20 protein-coding genes are annotated in these 19,091 nt (G+C 61.4%); 7 read left to right on the top strand and 13 right to left on the bottom strand.

Translation table 11 applies throughout. From position 1 onward, the window contains the following. Window positions 1-172: 172 nt before the first annotated feature. Both ASE04_RS01100 and rplS read right to left on the bottom strand, forming a co-directional pair. On the bottom strand, window positions 173-1,051 hold the full coding sequence (locus ASE04_RS01100) for an aldo/keto reductase family oxidoreductase (protein ID WP_056810593.1): 879 nt from the start codon (window positions 1,049-1,051) through the stop codon (window positions 173-175). 188 nt (window positions 1,052-1,239) lie between these two features. Beyond that, a complete protein-coding gene (gene rplS / locus ASE04_RS01095) occupies window positions 1,240-1,773 on the bottom strand; it encodes a 50S ribosomal protein L19 (protein ID WP_056810590.1) in 534 nt (177 codons plus the stop codon). Window positions 1,774-2,118: 345 nt separating this feature from the next. Between rplS and ASE04_RS01090 the strand changes: the two genes are divergently transcribed. Next, window positions 2,119-3,576, top strand: a complete 1,458-nt coding sequence (locus ASE04_RS01090; protein WP_056810587.1) for an NCS1 family nucleobase:cation symporter-1 — start codon at window positions 2,119-2,121, stop codon at window positions 3,574-3,576. 187 nt (window positions 3,577-3,763) lie between these two features. Here ASE04_RS01090 and trmD read toward each other — a convergent pair whose 3' ends face one another. The 5 genes from trmD to ffh form a co-directional block, all read right to left on the bottom strand. After that, entirely contained in the window at window positions 3,764-4,444 is a 681-nt protein-coding gene (gene trmD, locus ASE04_RS01085) for a tRNA (guanosine(37)-N1)-methyltransferase TrmD (protein ID WP_056811284.1), read from the bottom strand. Between the two features lie 8 nt (window positions 4,445-4,452). After that, on the bottom strand, window positions 4,453-5,022 hold the full coding sequence (gene rimM / locus ASE04_RS01080; protein ID WP_056810585.1) for a ribosome maturation factor RimM: 570 nt from the start codon (window positions 5,020-5,022) through the stop codon (window positions 4,453-4,455). A gap of 116 nt (window positions 5,023-5,138) precedes the next feature. Then, complete coding sequence (gene rpsP, locus ASE04_RS01075; protein ID WP_056810583.1) at window positions 5,139-5,507, bottom strand: 30S ribosomal protein S16; 369 nt, start codon at window positions 5,505-5,507, stop codon at window positions 5,139-5,141. A gap of 49 nt (window positions 5,508-5,556) precedes the next feature. Further along, window positions 5,557-5,877, bottom strand: a complete 321-nt coding sequence (locus ASE04_RS01070; RefSeq protein WP_056810580.1) for a chorismate mutase — start codon at window positions 5,875-5,877, stop codon at window positions 5,557-5,559. A 16-nt stretch (window positions 5,878-5,893) separates the two neighbouring features. Next, a complete protein-coding gene (gene ffh / locus ASE04_RS01065) occupies window positions 5,894-7,471 on the bottom strand; it encodes a signal recognition particle protein (protein WP_056810578.1) in 1,578 nt (525 codons plus the stop codon). Between the two features lie 304 nt (window positions 7,472-7,775). On the opposite strand from ffh, the gene ASE04_RS01060 reads away from it, so the two are divergent. Beyond that, entirely contained in the window at window positions 7,776-8,780 is a 1,005-nt protein-coding gene (locus ASE04_RS01060; protein ID WP_056810575.1) for an MBL fold metallo-hydrolase, read from the top strand. Here the strand turns inward: ASE04_RS01060 and ASE04_RS01055 are convergent, their stop codons facing one another. After that, window positions 8,781-10,739 carry an elongation factor G gene (locus ASE04_RS01055; RefSeq protein ID WP_056810573.1) on the bottom strand — a complete coding sequence of 653 codons (1,959 nt, stop codon included), beginning with the start codon at window positions 10,737-10,739 and terminating at the stop codon, window positions 8,781-8,783. Between the two features lie 204 nt (window positions 10,740-10,943). Between ASE04_RS01055 and dapF the strand changes: the two genes are divergently transcribed. The 5 genes from dapF to ASE04_RS01030 all read left to right on the top strand — a co-directional run bounded on the left by dapF (window position 10,944) and on the right by ASE04_RS01030 (window position 16,015). After that, window positions 10,944-11,849, top strand: a complete 906-nt coding sequence (gene dapF, locus ASE04_RS01050) for a diaminopimelate epimerase (RefSeq protein ID WP_056810567.1) — start codon at window positions 10,944-10,946, stop codon at window positions 11,847-11,849. Beyond that, window positions 11,846-13,120, top strand: coding sequence for a tRNA (N(6)-L-threonylcarbamoyladenosine(37)-C(2))-methylthiotransferase MtaB (gene mtaB, locus ASE04_RS01045; RefSeq protein WP_056810560.1), 1,275 nt, complete (start codon window positions 11,846-11,848; stop codon window positions 13,118-13,120). Before dapF ends, mtaB begins: the two co-directional genes overlap by 4 nt. Window positions 13,121-13,135: 15 nt before the next feature. After that, window positions 13,136-14,722 carry a signal recognition particle-docking protein FtsY gene (ftsY, locus tag ASE04_RS01040; protein WP_056810558.1) on the top strand — a complete coding sequence of 529 codons (1,587 nt, stop codon included), beginning with the start codon at window positions 13,136-13,138 and terminating at the stop codon, window positions 14,720-14,722. Between the two features lie 64 nt (window positions 14,723-14,786). Next, window positions 14,787-15,431 (top strand): septation protein A, encoded by a 645-nt coding sequence (locus tag ASE04_RS01035; RefSeq protein WP_056810555.1) that lies wholly within the window; start codon window positions 14,787-14,789, stop codon window positions 15,429-15,431. Further along, a complete protein-coding gene (locus tag ASE04_RS01030; protein ID WP_056810553.1) occupies window positions 15,428-16,015 on the top strand; it encodes a DUF2585 domain-containing protein in 588 nt (195 codons plus the stop codon). The genes ASE04_RS01035 and ASE04_RS01030 overlap by 4 nt, the downstream gene beginning before the upstream one ends. On the opposite strand, the gene ASE04_RS01025 is transcribed toward ASE04_RS01030, so the two are convergent. The 5 genes from ASE04_RS01025 to ccmA are packed head-to-tail and all read right to left on the bottom strand — an operon-like array spanning window position 16,016 to window position 18,931. Beyond that, window positions 16,016-16,621, bottom strand: a complete 606-nt coding sequence (locus ASE04_RS01025; protein ID WP_056810550.1) for a DsbE family thiol:disulfide interchange protein — start codon at window positions 16,619-16,621, stop codon at window positions 16,016-16,018. It lies immediately after the preceding gene. After that, complete coding sequence (ccmD, locus tag ASE04_RS01020; protein WP_056810547.1) at window positions 16,618-16,785, bottom strand: heme exporter protein CcmD; 168 nt, start codon at window positions 16,783-16,785, stop codon at window positions 16,618-16,620. Before ccmD ends, ASE04_RS01025 begins: the two co-directional genes overlap by 4 nt. A gap of 3 nt (window positions 16,786-16,788) precedes the next feature. Next, the gene (locus ASE04_RS01015; protein WP_056810546.1) at window positions 16,789-17,550 is read right to left on the bottom strand and encodes a heme ABC transporter permease; all 762 of its coding nucleotides are present in this window, start codon (window positions 17,548-17,550) and stop codon (window positions 16,789-16,791) included. A gap of 47 nt (window positions 17,551-17,597) precedes the next feature. After that, entirely contained in the window at window positions 17,598-18,257 is a 660-nt protein-coding gene (gene ccmB, locus ASE04_RS01010) for a heme exporter protein CcmB (protein ID WP_056810543.1), read from the bottom strand. Further along, window positions 18,254-18,931, bottom strand: coding sequence for a heme ABC exporter ATP-binding protein CcmA (gene ccmA, locus ASE04_RS01005; protein WP_056811281.1), 678 nt, complete (start codon window positions 18,929-18,931; stop codon window positions 18,254-18,256). Before ccmA ends, ccmB begins: the two co-directional genes overlap by 4 nt. Between the last annotated feature and the right edge of the window lie 160 nt (window positions 18,932-19,091).

Here is a 19,091-nt window from a genome sequence, read left to right as displayed (position 1 = left end):
AACCTGTCATAGTTGCGAAGCGGATAGCAAGAGAATTGCCGCATGTCGCCGGTCAAAAACAGAAAAGGCGGCCCAAAGACCGCCTCTTCCAGCGAAGATTTTTGCGAGATGCATTGCAAGTGTAGCCGGCGATGCGCCCAAGACGGCAACGCTCCCTTTGATGGCGCCAAAGCTACTTGTCTTTTGCCGACGCGATGCCGTTCAATTTCTCAATCGCGCTGGCCGGCAAGGTGATATCGGCGACCGCGAGGTTTTCCCTGAGATGGGGGCGGGACGAGGTGCCGGGTATCAGCAGAATGTTCGGCGCGCGCTGCAGGAGCCAGGCAAGCGCAACCTGCATTGGCGTCGCGCCAAGATCGGCTGCAACATCCGAAAGCGTAGAGGATTGCAGCGGCGAGAAGCCTCCAAGCGGAAAGAACGGCACATAGGCTGTCCGCTCTGCCGCAAGCTGGTCGATCAGTGCATCATCTTCCCGATGCGCGAGATTGTATTGGTTCTGGACGCAAACGATCTCGGTGACCTTCCGGCCATCGGCAATTTGCTTGGCGGTGACGTTGGAGAGACCGATGTGTTTGACAAGGCCCTGGCGCTGAAGGTCGGCTAGAACCGTGAGAGGCTCCTCGAGAGATCCTTCTGCGGGGCCATGAACATCGAACATGGCACGCAGATTGACCACCTCGATCGCATCGAGGCCGAGGTTCTTCAGGTTGTCGTGGATTGCCTGCGTCAGTGCCTCTTTCGAGAAGGCCGGGTTCCAGGACGCGTCCGCGCCGCGCGTCGCTCCGATCTTGGTGACGATCACGAGGTTGTCCCTGTAGGGGTGTAGTGCCTCCCGGATGATCTGGTTGGTGACGTGCGGGCCGTAGAAATCGCTGGTGTCGATGTGGTTGACGCCGCTGTCGACTGCTTCATGCAGCACGGCTATGGCTTCGGCGCCGTCTTTCGGTGGACCGAACACACCCTTGCCGGCCAGTTGCATGGCGCCGTAACCGAGCCGCGTCACCGCGCGCTCGCCGAGTGTGAATGTGCCCGATTTTTCGAGGTTGGACATTGTCTGCTCCCTTTGAAGACGGGGTAGACATAGGGCAGATGCGCCCCGGTGATAACGCCGTGCATCCCGCACGGGCCGTTCGGAATTTCGGACAATGACCAAGGAAGACGGCACTTGTCATGGAGCATGCGCGCAACAAAAAAGGCGACCCGAAGGTCGCCTTTTCAACAATCCCTGAGGATTGAAACTTATTCTGCTGCCGGCTCGGCTGCTGCAGCTTCTGCAGCTGCCTTGGCTTCCGCGGCTTCCTGTGCTGCCTTTTCGGCTGCGAGCGCCTGAGCTGCTGCAACCTTTTCGGCTTCCAGACGTGCCTTTTCCTCGGCCAGTGCCTGACGCTCGGCGTCGTTCAGCTTGCGGGCGCGCGTGCCGGTGTTCTCGACGATACGAGCCGACTTGCCGCGACGGTCGCGCAGGTAGTAGAGCTTCGCGCGACGGACCTTACCGCGGCGAACGATTTCTACGCTTTCGATTGCCGGGGAGTAGACCGGAAATACGCGCTCGACGCCTTCGCCGTAGGAGATCTTGCGAACCGTGAAGTTCTCCTGAAGACCGCCGCCGGAGCGAGCGATGCAAACGCCTTCGTAGGCCTGTACGCGGGTACGGGTGCCTTCCGTAACCTTCACGTTGACGCGGACGGTGTCGCCCGGGGAGAATTCCGGAAGCGTGCGCTGGGCTTCGATCTTGGCGACCTGTTCGGCCTCAAGCTGCTGAATGATGTTCATGACTCAACCTCTTTGTTGGTTCAACAGCCAGAGCGCTCTGAACGATCTATCCTTGGTCGAGCCGCGGATATTTGCCGGTAAGGGCAGGAGCGAATTCGTCTGTTTTTCTTTACGTGGCTGATGGGATTTTTCCCATTCCGGCGTGCGCATACCGTATCGCGCGGGCTTTGTCACCCCTTTGGGCCGGGAAATTTAACCCACCTGCCCTTTAAACCGGGCTTTCCAGGGCCGCATAAGGCATCAAGCCTGTGACTCATTTGATTAAATATTTGTCAAATGCACAACACAGGAGCAGATTCGTTTTCGGGTCAAATTCTGATCCGTGGGAGTTCTGGAGGGGAATGAATGACAATAAGCAATCCGTCGCCCTCGTTGTATAACGAGGACTTGGCGCCCGCTGAGGAGAGGAAGTGGGGCGCCTTCAGCATCTTCAATGTGTGGACATCGGATGTTCACAGCCTGTGGGGTTACTATCTGGCCGCTAGCCTTTTCCTGCTATGCGGTAGTTTCATCAACTTCGTGATCGCGATCGGCATCGGTTCGCTGGTGATCTTCGTCCTCATGAGCCTCGTCGGTAATGCCGGCGTGAAGACGGGCGTGCCGTTCCCGGTTCTCGCCCGTGCCTCGTTCGGCACGTTCGGCGCCAATGCTCCAGCTCTCGTGCGCGCCGTTGTCGCCTGCTTCTGGTATGGCGCGCAGACCGCGGCGGCATCCGGCGCCATCGTGGCGCTTCTTATCCGTAACGACAGCATTCTCGCCTTCCACCAGAACAGCCACATGCTTGGCCATTCCACGCTCGAGGTGATCTGCTACGTCATCATCTGGGCGCTGCAGCTTCTGATCATTCAGCGCGGCATGGAAACGGTCCGCAAGTTCCAGGATTTGGCCGGCCCCGCCGTCTGGATCATGATGCTGGTTCTGGCGGTCTATCTCGTCGTCAAGGCCGGTACCTTCTCGTTCGGCAGCGAGATTCCGCGCGACGTCCTGATCGAAAAGACCAAGGACGCGGGCATTTCGTACGAGCCGGGCTCGTTCCCGGCCCTTGCGGCGGTCGCGGCGACCTGGATCACTTACTTCGCGGCTCTCTATCTGAACTTCTGCGATTTCTCGCGCTACGCCAAGGACACGAAAACGCTGCGCACCGGCAATCTCTGGGGCCTGCCGATCAACCTGCTCGCGTTCTGCCTCGTCGCAGGCGTGACGACTACCGCTGCATTCACCGTCTACGGCGAAGTGCTGCTGCACCCGGAAGCGATCTCGGCGAAATTCGATAGCTGGTTCCTGGCGTTGCTTGCCGCCTTAACTTTCGCCGTCGCAACGCTCGGCATCAACGTGGTGGCAAACTTCGTTTCGCCGGCCTTCGACTTCTCGAATGTCTTCCCCCGGCAGATCAGCTTCAAGCGGGGCGGTTATATCGCAGCCCTGATCGCGTTGGTGCTCTATCCGTTTGCCCCATGGGAAACGGGTGCGGCGCACTTCGTGAACTTCATCGGTTCGACGATGGGCCCGATCTTCGGGATCATGATGGTTGACTACTATCTGATCCGGAAAGGCGAGCTGAACGTCGCAGACCTCTATCAGGAGAATGGCGAGTTCCGCTTCCAGAACGGCTGGCACGGCAATGCCTTCATCGCCTTGATCATCGGCGCGCTGTTCTCGTCGATCCTGCCAACCTTCACATCGATCCTGCCGGAATGGTGGGGAACCTATGGCTGGTTCTTCGGTGTCGGTATCGGCGGTGCCGTTTATTACGTGTTGCGCATGAGCGCACGTGGTTCGGCCGTTGGGGCTGCGTCCAGATAAGGAGATACCCGGCTTCGGCCGGGCATTTTTTCTTCGCCGCCGTCGCCAAGACGGCGGCTTTTCTCAGCTGGGCACAACACCGCGGCATGCCCAGGCAACGGAAGTGATGACGCTTAGGGGATGTTAGCCACGTCTTTTCGATCGATCGCGCGGGAACGTGCCCACTCCATCGACGGGAGGAAGTCTCCTACACGTCAATCAGATCCGGGCGGCGTTCGCGGGTCAGTTTCACCGCCTGCTCGTGGCGCCATTTGTCGATGGCGCCATGATTGCCTGAGGTGAGGATGGCAGGAATCTCGCGGCCTTCCCACTCCTGCGGGCGGGTATAGTGCGGATGCTCCAGCAGTCCGCCCTCGAAGCTTTCGTGCAGTCCGGAAAGATCATTGCCCATGACGCCGGGCAGGATGCGCACGATCGCGTCCAGCACCGTCAGAGCCGCCGGTTCGCCGCCCGAGAGCACGTAATCGCCGATCGAGACCTCTTCCAGCTCGCGCGCATCGATGACGCGCTGATCGACACCCTCGAAGCGGCCGCAGACGATGATGACGCCTTCGCCAGATGCCAGTTCGCGCACGCGCTTCTGCGTCAGCGGCTTGCCGCGCGGGCTCATCAGCAGGCGAGGGCGGCTGTCGTTTTCCGAAACGGTATCAATGGCGCGGGCAAGAACGTCGGGTTTCAGCACCATACCGGCGCCCCCCCCGGCGGGCGTATCGTCGACCGTCCTATGCTTGTCGGTGGCGAAATCACGGATCTGCACGGGCTCAAGCGCCCACTGGCCGCGTTCCATCGCCTTGCCGGCAAGGGAATAGCCGAGGTGGCCCGGGAACATTTCCGGGTAAAGCGTCAGCACCGTTGCCCGGAATGCCATCGCGTCGCTCACTTCTTCTTTTTCGGCGTGTCTGGCGTGAATTTCGCGCTGTCATCCTCGCTGTCGACGAGCCCGGCAGCCAAGGGGTCGATGGTGATCCTGCCGCCTTCGAGGTCGATGTCGAGAACCGATGCCTCGGAGAAGGGGATCAACACGGGGCGCTTGCCCGGACCCTTGAGTTCAAGAAGATCGCCCGCGCCGAAATCGAAAACGCCGGTCACGGTGCCGTAGCTGACGCCCTGGTCGTCGAACGCTTCCAGGCCCTCGAGATCGGCGTAGAAGAACTCGTCTTCCTCCAGCTCCTCGTCCGGCAGGTTGTCGCGATCGATGTAGAGTTCCAGTCCGTTCAGCGCTTCGGCAGCATCGCGGTCGTTGATGCCACGGAAGCGGACGACGACAATATTCTTCATTTCCCGGATATCGAGGACTTCGAAGGTGCGCCCATCCGTGCTGTGCAGCTTGCCGTAGTCACCGAGCGCGGTCGGATCGGCTGTATAGGCCTTGGCGCGCACTTCGCCGCGAAGGCCCTGGGCGCCACCGATCGTTGCCATCAGAACGGGATTTTCAAGCTTTGTCATGGCGTCCCTAGTGTGAAGCCGGAGGTTTGGCTTCTCATAACCGAAGTGGACAGGAATGGAAACGAAAACGGGCGGCATGTCGCCATGCCGCCCGTTCGATGAGGGAAAAATCCCGATTATTCCGCGGAAGCAGCAGCTTCAGCAGCGTCGGCGGCCTTCTGAGCCTTTTCAGCCGCACGCTCCTGAGCGCGCTTGCCGGGCTTAGCCTTTTCCGGGTTGTTCTTGGCATCGCGCTTTGCGAGACCGGCTTCGTTCAGGAAGCGCAGAACGCGGTCGGTCGGCTGTGCGCCCTGGTCGAGCCAATGCTTGATGCGGTCAGCGTCGAGCTTGATGCGAGCATCGTTGTCCTTGGCGAGCATCGGGTTCCAGGAACCGAGGTTCTCGAGGAAGCGGCCATCGCGCGGCGAACGGGCGTCGGCGAGAACGATGTGGTAGTACGGGCGCTTCTTGGAACCACCGCGTGCGAGACGAATTTTCAGTGCCATTTTCTTTACTCCTTGGACTTTTCTGGACCGCCTGATCGGGCGGTATGGTTCATTTTGCTGCGGCGCCGTTTTCGGCGTGGTCCGCGGCGATCTGCTCATGATGCCGGATGACTTCCTTGATGACGAAGTTCAGGAACTTCTCGGCGAAATCCGGATCCAGATTGGCATCCTTCGCCAGATGGCGGAGGCGTTCTATCTGGTATTCCTCGCGCGCCGGGTCTGCCGGCGGCAACTTGTACTTGGCCTTGAGAACGCCGACCTCTTTGGTGCAGCGAAACCGTTCGGCCAGGATATGGACCAGCGCCGCGTCGATGTTGTCGATCGACTGGCGATAGTTCGAAAGCTGGGCTTTGATTTCAGGATCAATCATCTTCTACGCGACCCCTTCACTTCTTCTTTGGCAGGCCGGGAAGGCCCGGGAAACCACCGCCAAGACCCGGCAGCTTGGCGCCGCCTAGGCCTGGCAATCCACCGGCGCCGAGACCGGGCAGCCCGCCGCCCGGCTTGCCGAGGCCGGCGGCTTCCGCCTGCTTCTGGAGCGCTTCGAGTTGCTTCGGATCGATATTGGAGAGATCGGGCATGCCGCCCATGCCGCCGCCGAGGCCACCAAGGCCCATCTTGCCGGCAAGGCCGCCCATCATCTGCTTCATCATGCCGCCCTTACCCTTGCCGCCCATCATCTTCATCATGTCCGCCATCTGGCGGTGCATCTTCAGAAGCTTGTTGATGTCGGAGGCATCGGTACCGGAACCGGCGGCGATGCGCTTCTTGCGCGAATGCTTGAGCATATCAGGGTTGGTGCGCTCGGCCTTGGTCATCGAACCGATGATGGCAATCATCCGACCGAACGTCTTGTCGTTCATGCCGGTCGCGGCCATCTTGTCCTTCATGCCCGCCATGCCGGGCATCATGCTCATGATACCGCCCATGCCGCCCATTTTCTGCATCTGTCGCAGCTGATCGGCGAGGTCGTTGAGGTCGAACTTGCCCTTGGCCATCTTGGCGGCCATGGCGGCCGCCTTTTCGGCGTCGATGTTTTCGGCGGCGCGCTCGACCAGCGAAACGATGTCGCCCATGCCGAGAATGCGGTCGGCGATACGGCGCGGGTGGAACTCTTCGAGTTCGCCCATGCGCTCGCCGACACCGATGAGCTTGATCGGCTTGCCGGTGACGGCACGCATCGAAAGCGCCGCACCGCCACGGCCGTCGCCGTCCATGCGGGTCAGCACGAGGCCGGTGATGCCGACGCGTTCGTCGAAGTTGCGCGCCAGGTTGACGGCATCCTGACCGGTCAAGCTATCCGCGACCAGCAGGATTTCATGCGGGTTCGACTTCTTCTTGATGTCGGCCATTTCGACCATCAAGGGCTCGTCGATATGCGTACGGCCGGCGGTGTCGAGAATGACGACGTCATGGCCGCCGAGCTTGGCTGCCTGCACGGCGCGCGCGGCGATATCGGTCGGCGACTGGCCGGCAATCACGGGCAGCGTGTCGACATTGGTCTGCACGCCAAGCTGGCGCAGCTGCTCCTGTGCTGCCGGGCGTCGCGTATCGAGCGACGCCATCAGGACCTTCTTCTTCTCGCGGTCGGTCAGCCGCTTGGCGATCTTCGCAGACGTCGTCGTCTTGCCCGAGCCCTGCAGGCCGACCATCATGATGACGACGGGGGCGGCCGCATGCAGGTCGACGCCCACGCCTTCGCCGCCGAGCATCTCGATCAGTTCGTCATGGACGATCTTGACGACCATCTGGCCCGGCTTGATCGACTTCAGGATCTCGGCACCGACGGCCTTTTCACGAACGCGGTCGGTAAAGCCGCGCACCACGTCAAGCGCGACGTCGGCCTCCAGAAGTGCACGGCGAACCTCGCGCAGCGCTGCGGAAACATCGGCTTCCGAAAGCGCGCCACGGCCTGTCAGTCCATTCAGAATGGATCCAAGACGGTCCTGGAGGTTCTCAAACATCGGCTCTTCCTTGTGATTTCCTGAAGACGGAAACCTTGTGCTTTTCATTGACGAAAACAAGACGCATAGCCAAAAACCACCCGAGGGCGCATCGCGCTGTCGGGTGTGGACCTCCGGGATCGATTTATACCTTTGCGGGTCCCGGTCGGTGGCTCGAGTCTTGAAGCTCGTCGCAGATTGAGCGGCGGTAAACAGGAAAAAGGGCCGCGAGTCAAGGCAAAGCCGAGAAAAGACGGCGCTTCGGCCTTTCAAAAGCACACACTCGATCCCAGATCAGCTTTCCCTTCAACGGAAACGCTCTTGCATGCCCACGGCCAAACGACGCAATCCCTACTATCAGGGTCCGGTCTCCGATCACTTCGACGGCGCGCATTTCTTCAATCCTGATGGTATCGAGCCACTCGGCTTCAGAGATCTGATGCGATGGCAGTTCGGCGGCGGTCGCGATCGCTGGCCGAAGTCGGTTCCGAGCCAATTCCAGCCAGCCAAACCGGATCTGCGCGTGGATGGCGAGGATATCAGGGTAACGATGGTCGGCCATGCGACCATGCTGGTGCAGGTTGCGGGGTTGAACATCCTGACGGATCCCGTCTGGTCCGATCGAGCCAGCCCCTTCGCCTTCGCCGGACCGAAACGCGTCGTTGCGCCCGGCATCGCGTTCGAGGACCTGCCGCCGATCGATCTCGTGCTCGTTTCGCATAACCATTACGATCACCTTGACGTCGCGACGCTTCGCCGTCTGCAGGCCAAACATCGCCCGCATGTCGTTACACCGCTTGGCAACGATACGATCATTCGCCGCGCCGCGCCCACGATGCAGGTGACGGCGATGGACTGGGGCGAGCGCATCTCGCTTGCGGGCATCGATATCTACGCGGAGCCGGTGCACCACTGGTCGGCGCGCGGCACCGGGGATCGTCGCATGGCGCTTTGGGCAGCGTTCGTCTTGGCGACACCCGCCGGTAAAATCTATCACGTCGGCGATACCGGCTTTCACGGCGGCGTCAATTACAAGGCTGCCCAGCAAAAGCATGATGGCTTTCGCCTCGCCATTCTGCCGTTCGGCGCCTATGAGCCGCGCTGGTTCATGAAGGGCCAGCACCAGAACCCCGACGAGGCGGTGCGCGGCATGCAACTCGCGAATGCCGCCTATGTCGCCGGGCACCACTTCGCTACGTTCCAGTTGACGGACGAGGCGATCGATGCCCCGGTCAAGGCACTGAATAAGGCAATGGCCGATCACGACATCTTGGCTGCGCGGTTCCGGCCGCTAAGGGCAGGCGAGGTCTTCGATGTGCCGCGGACATGATCAGTGTGGCTGAGCTCCCGAGCCGTGCGTATTGACGATGGTGTCCGCTTCCTTGCCGTAAAGCTCCTCGAAATGATCGAAGGTCTTTGAGAAGTGGCCGATGCCCTGTGTTGCGGATTTCAGCGATCGTGCCAGCTCTTCCAGGATACCGCCCGGCACCAGCGCTCGGAATATGTCCCAGCCCTTGGCATGTTCGTCCCGGTCGAAGCCGAGGACCTGTCCCTTGAGCGAGGAAACGAGCGTCACCATGCCTCCGGAGTAGACCGAGGGAATATGGATGTCGACCCGTACGACAGGCTGCATGAGCACGGCGGATGCCTGTGACAGCGCCTGTTTGACGCCCATCTTGCCGGCAGCACGGAAGGCGAAATCGGAACTGTCGACCGAGTGGTACTGGCCGTCGGTCAATGTCACGTCGACGTCGACCACCTGGAAACCAAGAGGTCCCTTCTCCATGGCTTCGCGCGCGCCGGCCTCGACCGCCGGTATGTAGTTTCGCGGCACGGTGCCTCCCTTGACGTGTTCGCTAAAGGTGAAACCCTGGCCGCGCTCGTTCGGCCGCACGCTGAGCTGCACGTCCGCGAATTGCCCCGCACCACCCGTCTGCTTTCGGTGGCGGTAATGCACGTCCGACGTCTTCGAGATGGTCTCGCGATAGATCGGGTTCGGCGCACGATCCGAGACTTCGACCCGGAAGACCTCGGAGAGTGTCTTTCGGAGATCGCGGAGATGGACCGGGCCCTGAGCGCAGATCAGGGCAGCGCCAGTGCCTTCCTCCTGCATCACTTTCAGACCGCGATCGGTTTCTACGAGTTTTGCCAGGGTCGCAGACAATTTCGTCTCGTCGCGCTCGTTGCCGGGAACGAGAATTCTTTCCAGCATCGGCGTCGGTGGCGTCGTCCAGTCGGGTGGTTCGACGCTACCTTGCTGCGTTAGCAGGGCAGGTGCCGGCAAGTGGTCAGATTTCAATGCGACGAAGACGTCGCCCGCCTTGACCGCGCCGGTCATCGGCTTGCCGCTGCCAGCCTCCTGCAATGGACCAAGCGTGGCGCCGCCGAGCGAACCGCCCTGCTTCAGGCCATCGACAAGCGCCCGCATCAAAATCGTCTTGCCGACATTGGCCTTGTGGTAGGCATGGAACGTCACGGCGGAAAGTCCCGCCTCGGCCGCGCCGGAACCTGCGGCAAGCCTTGCCCGCAGTGCTGTCGCCGGTGGCGCTTCGTGGCGAAGAGCTTTCATCAGACGCATGATGCCATTGCTGTGCGAGGCGGTGCCGAACAGCACCGGGATAACCCGGTTCTCCTTCAGAATACGCGAGGAGATCGCGAAGATCGTGTCGCTAGCCGGTTCGCGATCTTCGATCAGCTCCTCAAGCAGCCAGTCATCGAATTCGGAAAGCTGCTCGAGCATCTCTGCTCGCGCTTCGTGTTCGCGCTCGAGAGTATCCTTGGGAAGTTCGATCAGCGCCGAGGGTTGGCCCTCACGGTAGCGCCAGGCGCGCTCGGAAATCAGGTCGCAGCTGCCGACGATCGTATCGCCCTCGCGGATCGGGACCTGTCGCAGCACGAGGGGATGGTTGGAGTAGGTCTGGAGGGCGGCAATGACGTCGCGCAATCGCCCGCGCGGTTCGTCCATCCTGTTGATGAAGATCAGGCAAGGTGTGCCCGAGGCCTCGATGGCGCGCAGATAGGGCGCGGCGAGTACGGCATCGTCAGGTGTCGGTGAAATGCAGAGGATACAGGCATCGCTGGCGAGCAGGGCATCCTGGGCGAGGGCCAGCGCCTCGTTCGCTCCGGGGGTGTCGATTGCACACCATGCTTCGTCCTTGAAATCGAATTCCGTCAGGCTTGATCCATATGGAGAGGCTGACTTTCTGGGCGTTCCCTCGAGCGAGGCCAGCTTTGCGACGAGTGTCGTTTTTCCCGTCTGCGAGGGCCCAAGTACCGTGAAGCAGCGCATCGGCGATCCTCCCTGCCAAAAGCACGCATCCGAGAGCAAGAATGCCTCGAAGCGGCGAAAAGCGCTAGATACATGCGGTCATTCTTAAATATGAAGTCGGTACGGCTTCCCATGAATGTGTCGCTGCGTCCCGGTCCGTCAAGCCACTGGTAATTCCTCGGCATTTCCGCCATATACAGCCCAAACAGAGACGGACATGACACTATGAGCGCAACGGTCGAATTCGCGAAGATGAACGGGCTTGGGAACAAGATCCTGGTCGTTGACATGCGTGGCCGCGCCGACAGGGTGACGCCGGCCGCAGCCATCGCTTTGAATGCCGCCCCGGACACGCAGTTCGACCAGATTATGGCGATCCACGATCCGAAGGCAGCGGGTACCGATGCCTGGATCGATATCGTCAATTCCGACGGCTCGAAGGCGCAGGCCTGCGGCAATGGCACGCGATGCGTCGTGCAGGCGCTTGCGTCGGAAACCGGCAAGAAGGTTTTCACCTTCCAGACGGTGGCGGGTATCCTCAATGCCGTCGAGCACGAGGATGGGACGATCTCGGTCGACATGGGCAAGCCGGTCTTCGAGTGGGACAAGATTCCGCTTGTCGAAGAATTCCATGATACCAGCCGCATCGAGCTGCAGATCGGACCGATCGACAATCCGGTGCTGCATTCGCCCTCCGTCGCGTCGATGGGCAATCCGCATGCGATCTTCTGGATCGACCGCGATCCGATGTCGTTCGATCTCGGCCGTTTTGGACCGCTGCTTGAAAACCATCCGATGTTCCCCGAGCGCGCCAATATCACGCTGGCGCAGGTGACCTCTCCGAGTTCGATCACGACGCGAACCTGGGAACGGGGCGCGGGGCTCACGCTTGCCTGCGGTTCTGCCGCCTGTGCGACGGCTGTTTCCGCTGTTCGCACCGGACGAACCGGACGCGACGTCGCGGTGAAGGTCGCAAGCAGCCCAAATCAGGGCATACTCAACATTGAATGGCGCGAAAGCGATGGCCACGTCATCATGACCGGCCCCGCTGAATGGGAATGGTCCGGCACGCTCGATCCGGCCACGGGTTCGTGGTCGCGCGATGCGGCGCCTGGAGCGGAAGCGCGGTGAGCGGCGTCGAAGTCATCACCTTCGGCTGTCGTCTCAATACCTACGAATCCGAAGTGATGCGGGCGGAGGCCGAAAAGGCCGGGCTCAACAATGCCATCCTCGTCAATACCTGCGCCGTCACCGGCGAGGCTGTCCGTCAGGCTCGCCAGGCGATCCGTCGTGCGCGGCGTGACAACCCGCATGCCCGCATCATCGTCACCGGCTGCGCTGCCCAGACGGAGAAGGAAACCTTCGCCGAGATGGCAGAGGTCGATGCCGTCCTTGGCAACGAAGAGAAACTGAAGAGCGCCTCCTATCGCGCCCTGCCGGATTTTGGCGTTTCGGCCGAAGAGAAGTTGCGCGTCAACGACATCATGAGCGTGCGCCAGACCGCGCCGCAGATGGTCAAGCACATCGATGGTCACGTGCGCGCTTTCATCCAGGTCCAGAACGGCTGCGACCATCGCTGCACCTTCTGCATCATCCCCTATGGTCGCGGCAATTCGCGTTCCGTGCCAATGGGGGCGGTTGTCGATCAGGCGCGTAAGCTCGTCGAAAGCGGGTATCGGGAAATCGTTCTGACCGGGGTCGATGCCACCAGCTACGGCGCCGACCTGCCCGGCGAACCGACGCTCGGGCTGCTTGCGAAGACGCTTCTGAAGCAGGTGCCTGATATTCGCCGCTTGCGGCTTTCATCGATCGACAGCATCGAGGCGGACAAGCACCTGCTGGACCTGATCGCCGAGGAAGCGCGGTTCATGCCGCATCTCCACCTTTCGCTGCAGCATGGCGACGACATGATCCTGAAGCGGATGAAGCGTCGCCATTCGAGCGCGGACGCCTTGGCCTTCGTCAACGACGTGCGCCATCTGCGGCCGGAGATGAGCTTCGGGGCCGATATGATCGCCGGGTTCCCGACCGAGAGCGAAGAGATGTTCGCCAATGCCGCGCGGCTGGCGGAAGAGGCCGGTATCGCCCATCTTCACGTGTTCCCGTATAGCCCACGGCAGGGGACGCCCGCCGCGCGGATGCCGCAGCTCGATCGCGCGCTGGTCAAGGAGCGGGCAGCGCGGCTTCGCGCTACTGGACATCGCCTGCATCAGTCCCATCTCGACGGAATGGTCGGAACGCAGCAATGGCTGCTGGTGGAAAACAACGGTTTGGCGCATACGGAAAACTTCACGCTTGTCGCAGCGGCGGGACTGGCGCCCCGAAGCTTCGTGCAGGCTGCCATCACCGGGCACAACGGCAAACACCTCGACATGCAATTGACGGCCGCCGACGCGGCCTGAGTTTACGGAATCCTCATGGCGTTCAATTTCATCAAAAAGGTCTTCACCTTCGGCCCGAAGCCTGAGGAAGAGCAGGCGCCGGAGGCGGTTGAGACGAAAGCGCTCGAAGCCGAACTGGAGCCCCGTTCCCGCGAGGAAAACCTTCCTGTTGCGGCCGACCCGGTCCTCGCGGAAGAGATGGATACGGCCGGTGGGCCGGCCGACGACATAGGCGAGGACGCTCCGATCGAGGAGATTGCCGAGCAAGCGGAAGCGCTGGTCCCCGTCGAGGAAGACGTTTCCGAGGTCTTGCCGCCGGAGGTACAGGCGAGCGACATCGGCATTGTGCCGCTTTCGCTGCTCGAGGCCGAAGCCGACGTCGAAACGCCCACCGAAAGCGCGCCCGAAGAGACTGTTCCTGTTGCGGCTTCTGTGCAGCCGGAGATCGGTGAACAGGCGGAAGAGGAAGGCCTTGCGCAGCCGGTATCCGCTGCCGAGGTCGAAGAGGCACCGGTTACCGAGCTTGAAGCGGACGCGGAACCGCAACCGATCGTGGGCGATACGACTCCCGCTGAGCCCGAGATATCCGTTCCGGTGGAAGATGACGCCGTTTCCGGTGATGCGTCCACCGCTCCCGCTCTGCCGAAGGGATTTGCCACCGGTCCCGCGGTTTCAGAGGCCGTGCCTTTGGTGCCTGCGCCCAAACTTTCCTGGTTTCAGCGGTTGCGTGCCGGCCTTGCCCGCACCTCGTCGCAGCTCACCGGCCAGATCGCCGCCCTCTTTACCAAGCGCAAGCTCGACGACGAGACGCTGCAGGATCTCGAGGATCTGCTGATCCAGGCGGATCTCGGCGTCGAGACGGCGATGCGCGTCACCGATACGCTGGCCTCCGAGCGCTACGGCAAGGACGTGACCGGCGAAGACGTCAGCCGCATCATGGCAAACGAAATTGCCAAGGTGTTGAAGCCGGTCGCCAAGCCGCTGCAGCTCGATCTCAGCCACAAGCCGCACGTGATCCTTGTCGTCGGCGTCAACGGAACAGGCAAGACGACGACGATCGGCAAGCTGGCGTCGAAGCTCTCGGGCGCCGGCCTCAAGGTGATGGTGGCTGCTGGCGATACCTTCCGCGCCGCTGCGATCGAGCAGCTGAAGATCTGGGCCGATCGCACCAAATCGGAGTTCATCGGTACCAAGCTCGGCGCGGATGCTGCCGGTCTTGCTTACGACGCCTTCGAGCAGGCCAAGGCGAAGAAGTGCGATGTGTTGATCATCGATACCGCCGGCCGCCTGCAGAACAAGGCGGAGCTGATGGCAGAGCTCGAGAAGATCGTTCGTGTTCTCGGCAAGCTCGATCCAGACGCACCGCATACAGTCCTTCAGACACTCGACGCGACGACTGGCCAGAATGCCCTGTCGCAGGTCGAAATCTTCCGCAACGTTGCCGGCGTCAACGGGCTGATCATGACGAAGCTCGACGGCACGGCGCGCGGCGGCATCCTCGTGGCGATCTCCGCCAAGCACAAGCTGCCGGTCTATTTCATCGGCGTCGGCGAGGGTGTTGATGATCTCGAGCCTTTCGAAGCCGAGGATTTCGCGCACGCCATTGCCGGGCTTGGCCAATAATGCCACAGATATGCCGACAAACACGGGCAAGCGTCTCGTGTGGCCACAACGGATTTGAGATAGAATGACGACAGAGAGCGAAATCACCCCAAGCGCGGCCGACAGGCATCACCCGATGCTGAAGCTGGCGCTGGAGCTTGGCCCGCTGCTGATCTTCTTCTTCGCCAACCTGCGCGGCGCATGGCTTGTCGAGCGGTTTCCTGTTCTCCTGGAGCTTGGCGGCCCGCTGTTCGTGGCAACGGCTCTCTTCATGGCCGCGACGGTAACCTCGCTTGTTGTATCGAAGGTCATGCTCGGGCATTTGCCGATCATGCCCTTCGTGTCGGGGATCGTGGTCGTCATCTTCGGATCGCTGTCGATCTACCTGCAGAACGAGACCTTCATCAAGATGAAGCCGACCATCGTCAACGCGCTCTTCGGCGTTTCGCTGCTCGGCGGGCTGGCTTTCGGCAAGTCGTTGCTCGGCTACGTCTTCAATGCGGCCTTCCAGCTCGACGCCGAGGGATGGCGCAAGCTGACGGTTCGTTGGGGCATCTTCTTCCTCTTCCTCGCCGTGCTGAACGAGGTCATCTGGCGCAATTTCTCCGATGACTTCTGGGTTGCCTTCAAGGTTTGGGGAACGATGCCGATCACCATCATCTTCACAATGGCGCAGATGCCGCTCATCATGAAGCACACGGTAACGCCAGCGGGAGAGGCCGAAAAGTGACAGTCGCAGAAACGCAGACGAAGGTTCGCCATCAGACATTCTGGTTCGCAGCCTGTCTGCTGGTTCTGCTGGCGCAGGTGGTCTCCGAGTATCTCATGGGCCGCACGCCGATCTGCACCTGCGGCTATGTCAAGCTGTGGGAAGGCGTCGTCAACTCCAGCGGCAATTCACAGCACCTTTCGGACTGGTACACGCCGTCGCATATCATCCACGGGTTCATCTTCTACGGCGTGGCGCATCTCGTCCTGCGTGGAAAACCGTTTGCCGCACGCCTGCTGTTGGCAGTGGTCATCGAATCCGGCTGGGAGTTGCTGGAGAATTCACCGATCATCATCGATCGCTACCGCACGGCGACGATCTCGCTCGACTATTACGGCGACAGCATCATCAATTCAGCGATGGACACGGTGTTCATGGTTGTCGGCTTCATCGTTGCCTCGCGCGCGCCGGTGGCTTTGACGGTGGCGATAGCGATCTTCTTCGAGCTTCTGACTGGCTACCTGATCCGCGACAACCTGACGCTCAACGTCTTGATGCTGGTCTGGCCCGTCGAGGCGGTCAAGACCTGGCAAAGCGCGATCTGATCAAGAAGCGGGCTTGCTCAGCGCCTTTGCCATGGCGGGCAACAGGCCTTCCTTCAGGCTGATGTCGTCGAACGGGCCGACACGCTTGTAAAGGATCGTGCCGTCAGGCGCGACGAGATAGCTTTCCGGGATGCCGTAGACACCCCAATCGATCGCCGCCTGCCCCTTGGGGTCGACGCCGATCGCGGAAAAAGGATTGCCGAGTTCGCCGAGGAAGCGAACGGCGTTGTCGTTCTTGTCCTTGTAGTTGATGGCAACCACTTTGAGGCGGCTATCCTTCGCCAGTTCCGTCAGGATCGGATGTTCTTCGCGGCAGGGGATGCACCAGGAGGCGAAGACGTTGACGAGCGTGAGCTTGCCCTTGATGGCGCTGTCGGTCAGTGCCGGCAGGTTAGAGCCCTCGAGCCGCGGCAGGTTCAGCGCGGGTGCCTTCGTGCCGAGCAATGCCGAAGGGATTTCCGAGATATCCTTGCCGTGGACGTCCTGATCGTAAAGCATCTTGGCGGCGGTGGCCGCAATGCCGGCAAAGACGACCAGCGGGATCAAGGCGACGGCATAGCGTCCAAATCCTTGTTTGGCGGCCTTCGTTTCAGGGCTGGTGCTCATTCGCCATCCTTTGCGCGCGCCGAGCGGCGGCGGATTCCGGAAGCCTCAAGGGCTGAGAGCTCCCTGCGGCGGGCGCGGCCGTCGGCCCAGGTCCAGATCGTAACCGCTACTGTCACAAGCGCAGCAAAGCCGTAGGAGCCGTAAACATAGAAAGCGTGTGTCATGGGTTATGCCTCGCGGCTCGCGAGGCGCGCTGCCATGCGGCGCTGCGCCGCGACGCGGCGACGCCAGATTTCGTTGCGCATCGCCATGATGTGCAGCGTGAAAAAGAGTGCCGTGAAAGCCACCGCCATCACCAGCAGCGGCCGCAGGAATTCCGGATCGATAGCCGGGCCATCGAGACGTATGACGCTGGCGGACTGATGCAATGTGTTCCACCAGTCGACCGAGAACTTGATGATCGGGATATTGACGAAGCCGACGAGGATCAGCACGGCGCTGACGCGTGCGGCCTTGGATGGCTCGTCGATTGCGCGGTTGAGCGCGATAAGCCCGAGGTACATCAGGAACAGGATGAAGACCGACGTCAGCCGGGCGTCCCAAACCCACCAGGTACCCCACATCGGCTTGCCCCAGAGCGAGCCGGTGACGAGGGCAATCAGCGTGAAGGCGGCGCCGAGCGGGGCTGCAGCCTTGGCCGAGACGTCGGCCAGAGGATGGCGCCAGACGAGCGTGCCGATCGCTGAGAGGCTCATGATCGTATAGCCCATCATCGACAGCCAGGCCGCTGGGACGTGGATATACATGATGCGAACCGTCTCGCCCTGCTGGTAGTCGCCTTCGGTCGTGAAGCTGAGATACAGCCCCACTATGAAACAGAGGGCGGTGAAGGCGGCCATCCAGGGAAGGATGCGTGCGGCCAGCGCCAGAAACCGCGTCGGGTTGGCGAGATCGCTGAATTTCGTGATGGCAAGGCTCGTTTCGCTCATGCCGTTTCCTTACCCCGATATGCCTTATGCCGCAATCGAGCGCTCCATCAATCCGACGTGTTGCGCAGTGCCAGTGCCGCCGCGGCCGGGCCGATGACGGCAAAGAACAGTGTCAGCGCGATAAGGATCAGAAACGGCGGCAGAAAGGGAGAGGGGCCCTCAACGGCCGCGTAGGTGGCGCTGACGCCGAAGATCAGCACCGGGATGGCCAGTGGCAGCACCAGGATGGAGACCAGCAAGCCACCGCGCGGCAGGGCGACGGCAACGGCTGCCCCGACGGCGCCGATGAAGGTAATCGCCGGCGAGCCGACAAGCAGTGTCAGCACCGTCGTGCCGATCGCCCTCTCGCTCATGTTCATGAAAAGACCGAGCAGCGGCGAGGCGATGACGAGCGGCAGGCTGGTGGCGATCCAGTGCGCCAGGCACTTCACCAGCACCGTCAGGACCAGCGGCGTTTCCTGCATCAGCATGAGGTCAAGCGAGCCATCGTCGCGTTCGGCCTGAAACAGGCGGTCGAGGCCGAGAAGTGCCGCCAGCAACGCGCCGATCCAGACGATCGCCGGGCCGATGCGGGAGAGCAATGCGAGATCGGGTCCTACACCAAAGGGGATGACCGCAACGACGGTCAGGAAGAAGAGGACGCCAACCAGCGCGCCGCCGCCGGCGCGGATGGAGAGCCTCAGGTCGCGCAACAGCAGTGCGGTCATGCCCAAACTCCCGGTCCGGAGTGAGCAAATCCAGCCATCCGTAATTCCTGCGCGTCTTCCAGGCCGAGTGGCTGATGGGTCGCTGCAAGCACGATCCCGCCCTTTTGGCGATGGGCCTCTATCAGGTTGGCAAAGAGGCGGTCGCCACTTGTGTCCAGCGCTGCTGTCGGCTCGTCGAGGATCCACACCGGTCGATAGGCGACAAGCAGCTTGGCGAAGGCAAAGCGCCTTTGCTGGCCGGCCGAGAGATAGCCGAAGGGGAGGTGGGTGATCCCGCCAAGTCCTACGGCCTCGGCGGCGTCGTCGATGGAAAGCGCGGGCGTATCGTACGTGTCTCCGAGAAAGCGGCGCCAGAAGTCGAGGTTCTCGGCGACCGTCAGCTCGCTTTTCATTGCATTGCGGTGTCCGAGGTAATGGCTGATTTCACCGACGCGCGGATGAACGCTGCCGTGTGAGTCCGTGAAACTCACCGAGCCCCTTTCTTGCTGTAGAAGGCCGGCGACGACACGCAGCAAAGTCGACTTTCCGGAGCCGTTCTTGCCCGTCAAAACCAGTGCTTCGCCTGACGTCAGGCGGAAGGATACACCCGCGAAAATCAGGTCTTCCCCGCGGAGGGCGGACAGATTGGTTGCCTCGAGAGAGAAGACGTTTGAGAGGTTTAATTTTTGAGTCATCGCAATGCAAAAAAATCCGAAATGGGCCACGCACTCTCTGGCACCTTTCCCTGAAACTATCTATATGTCCCTAACCACGCCAGCGGTCGGCGTGAATTTCATCCTAGCGCCGAACATGAGGTCTGACTTCATGTGCGGACCGCGGAAATGGCCGTACCCG

This window comes from Rhizobium sp. Root708, from assembly GCF_001429725.1.
Classification (GTDB): domain Bacteria; phylum Pseudomonadota; class Alphaproteobacteria; order Rhizobiales; family Rhizobiaceae; genus Rhizobium.
This window is presented reverse-complemented; position numbering and strand designations above follow the sequence as displayed.

Coding starts and splice junctions, on each gene's coding strand:
- ccmD (WP_056810547.1), bottom strand. CDS start 16,785: ATGACACACGCTTTCTATGTTTACGGCTCCTACGGCTTTGCTGCGCTT.
- ASE04_RS01090 (WP_056810587.1), top strand. CDS start 2,119: ATGACAATAAGCAATCCGTCGCCCTCGTTGTATAACGAGGACTTGGCG.
- rplS (WP_056810590.1), bottom strand. CDS start 1,773: ATGAACATCATTCAGCAGCTTGAGGCCGAACAGGTCGCCAAGATCGAA.
- ASE04_RS01060 (WP_056810575.1), top strand. CDS start 7,776: ATGCCCACGGCCAAACGACGCAATCCCTACTATCAGGGTCCGGTCTCC.
- ffh (WP_056810578.1), bottom strand. CDS start 7,471: ATGTTTGAGAACCTCCAGGACCGTCTTGGATCCATTCTGAATGGACTG.
- dapF (WP_056810567.1), top strand. CDS start 10,944: ATGAGCGCAACGGTCGAATTCGCGAAGATGAACGGGCTTGGGAACAAG.
- ASE04_RS01035 (WP_056810555.1), top strand. CDS start 14,787: ATGACGACAGAGAGCGAAATCACCCCAAGCGCGGCCGACAGGCATCAC.
- ASE04_RS01015 (WP_056810546.1), bottom strand. CDS start 17,550: ATGAGCGAAACGAGCCTTGCCATCACGAAATTCAGCGATCTCGCCAAC.
- rimM (WP_056810585.1), bottom strand. CDS start 5,022: ATGACAAAGCTTGAAAATCCCGTTCTGATGGCAACGATCGGTGGCGCC.
- ASE04_RS01100 (WP_056810593.1), bottom strand. CDS start 1,051: ATGTCCAACCTCGAAAAATCGGGCACATTCACACTCGGCGAGCGCGCG.
- ftsY (WP_056810558.1), top strand. CDS start 13,136: ATGGCGTTCAATTTCATCAAAAAGGTCTTCACCTTCGGCCCGAAGCCT.
- ASE04_RS01025 (WP_056810550.1), bottom strand. CDS start 16,621: ATGAGCACCAGCCCTGAAACGAAGGCCGCCAAACAAGGATTTGGACGC.
- ASE04_RS01055 (WP_056810573.1), bottom strand. CDS start 10,739: ATGCGCTGCTTCACGGTACTTGGGCCCTCGCAGACGGGAAAAACGACA.
- ccmB (WP_056810543.1), bottom strand. CDS start 18,257: ATGACCGCACTGCTGTTGCGCGACCTGAGGCTCTCCATCCGCGCCGGC.
- trmD (WP_056811284.1), bottom strand. CDS start 4,444: ATGGCATTCCGGGCAACGGTGCTGACGCTTTACCCGGAAATGTTCCCG.
- ccmA (WP_056811281.1), bottom strand. CDS start 18,931: ATGACTCAAAAATTAAACCTCTCAAACGTCTTCTCTCTCGAGGCAACC.
- ASE04_RS01070 (WP_056810580.1), bottom strand. CDS start 5,877: ATGATTGATCCTGAAATCAAAGCCCAGCTTTCGAACTATCGCCAGTCG.
- rpsP (WP_056810583.1), bottom strand. CDS start 5,507: ATGGCACTGAAAATTCGTCTCGCACGCGGTGGTTCCAAGAAGCGCCCG.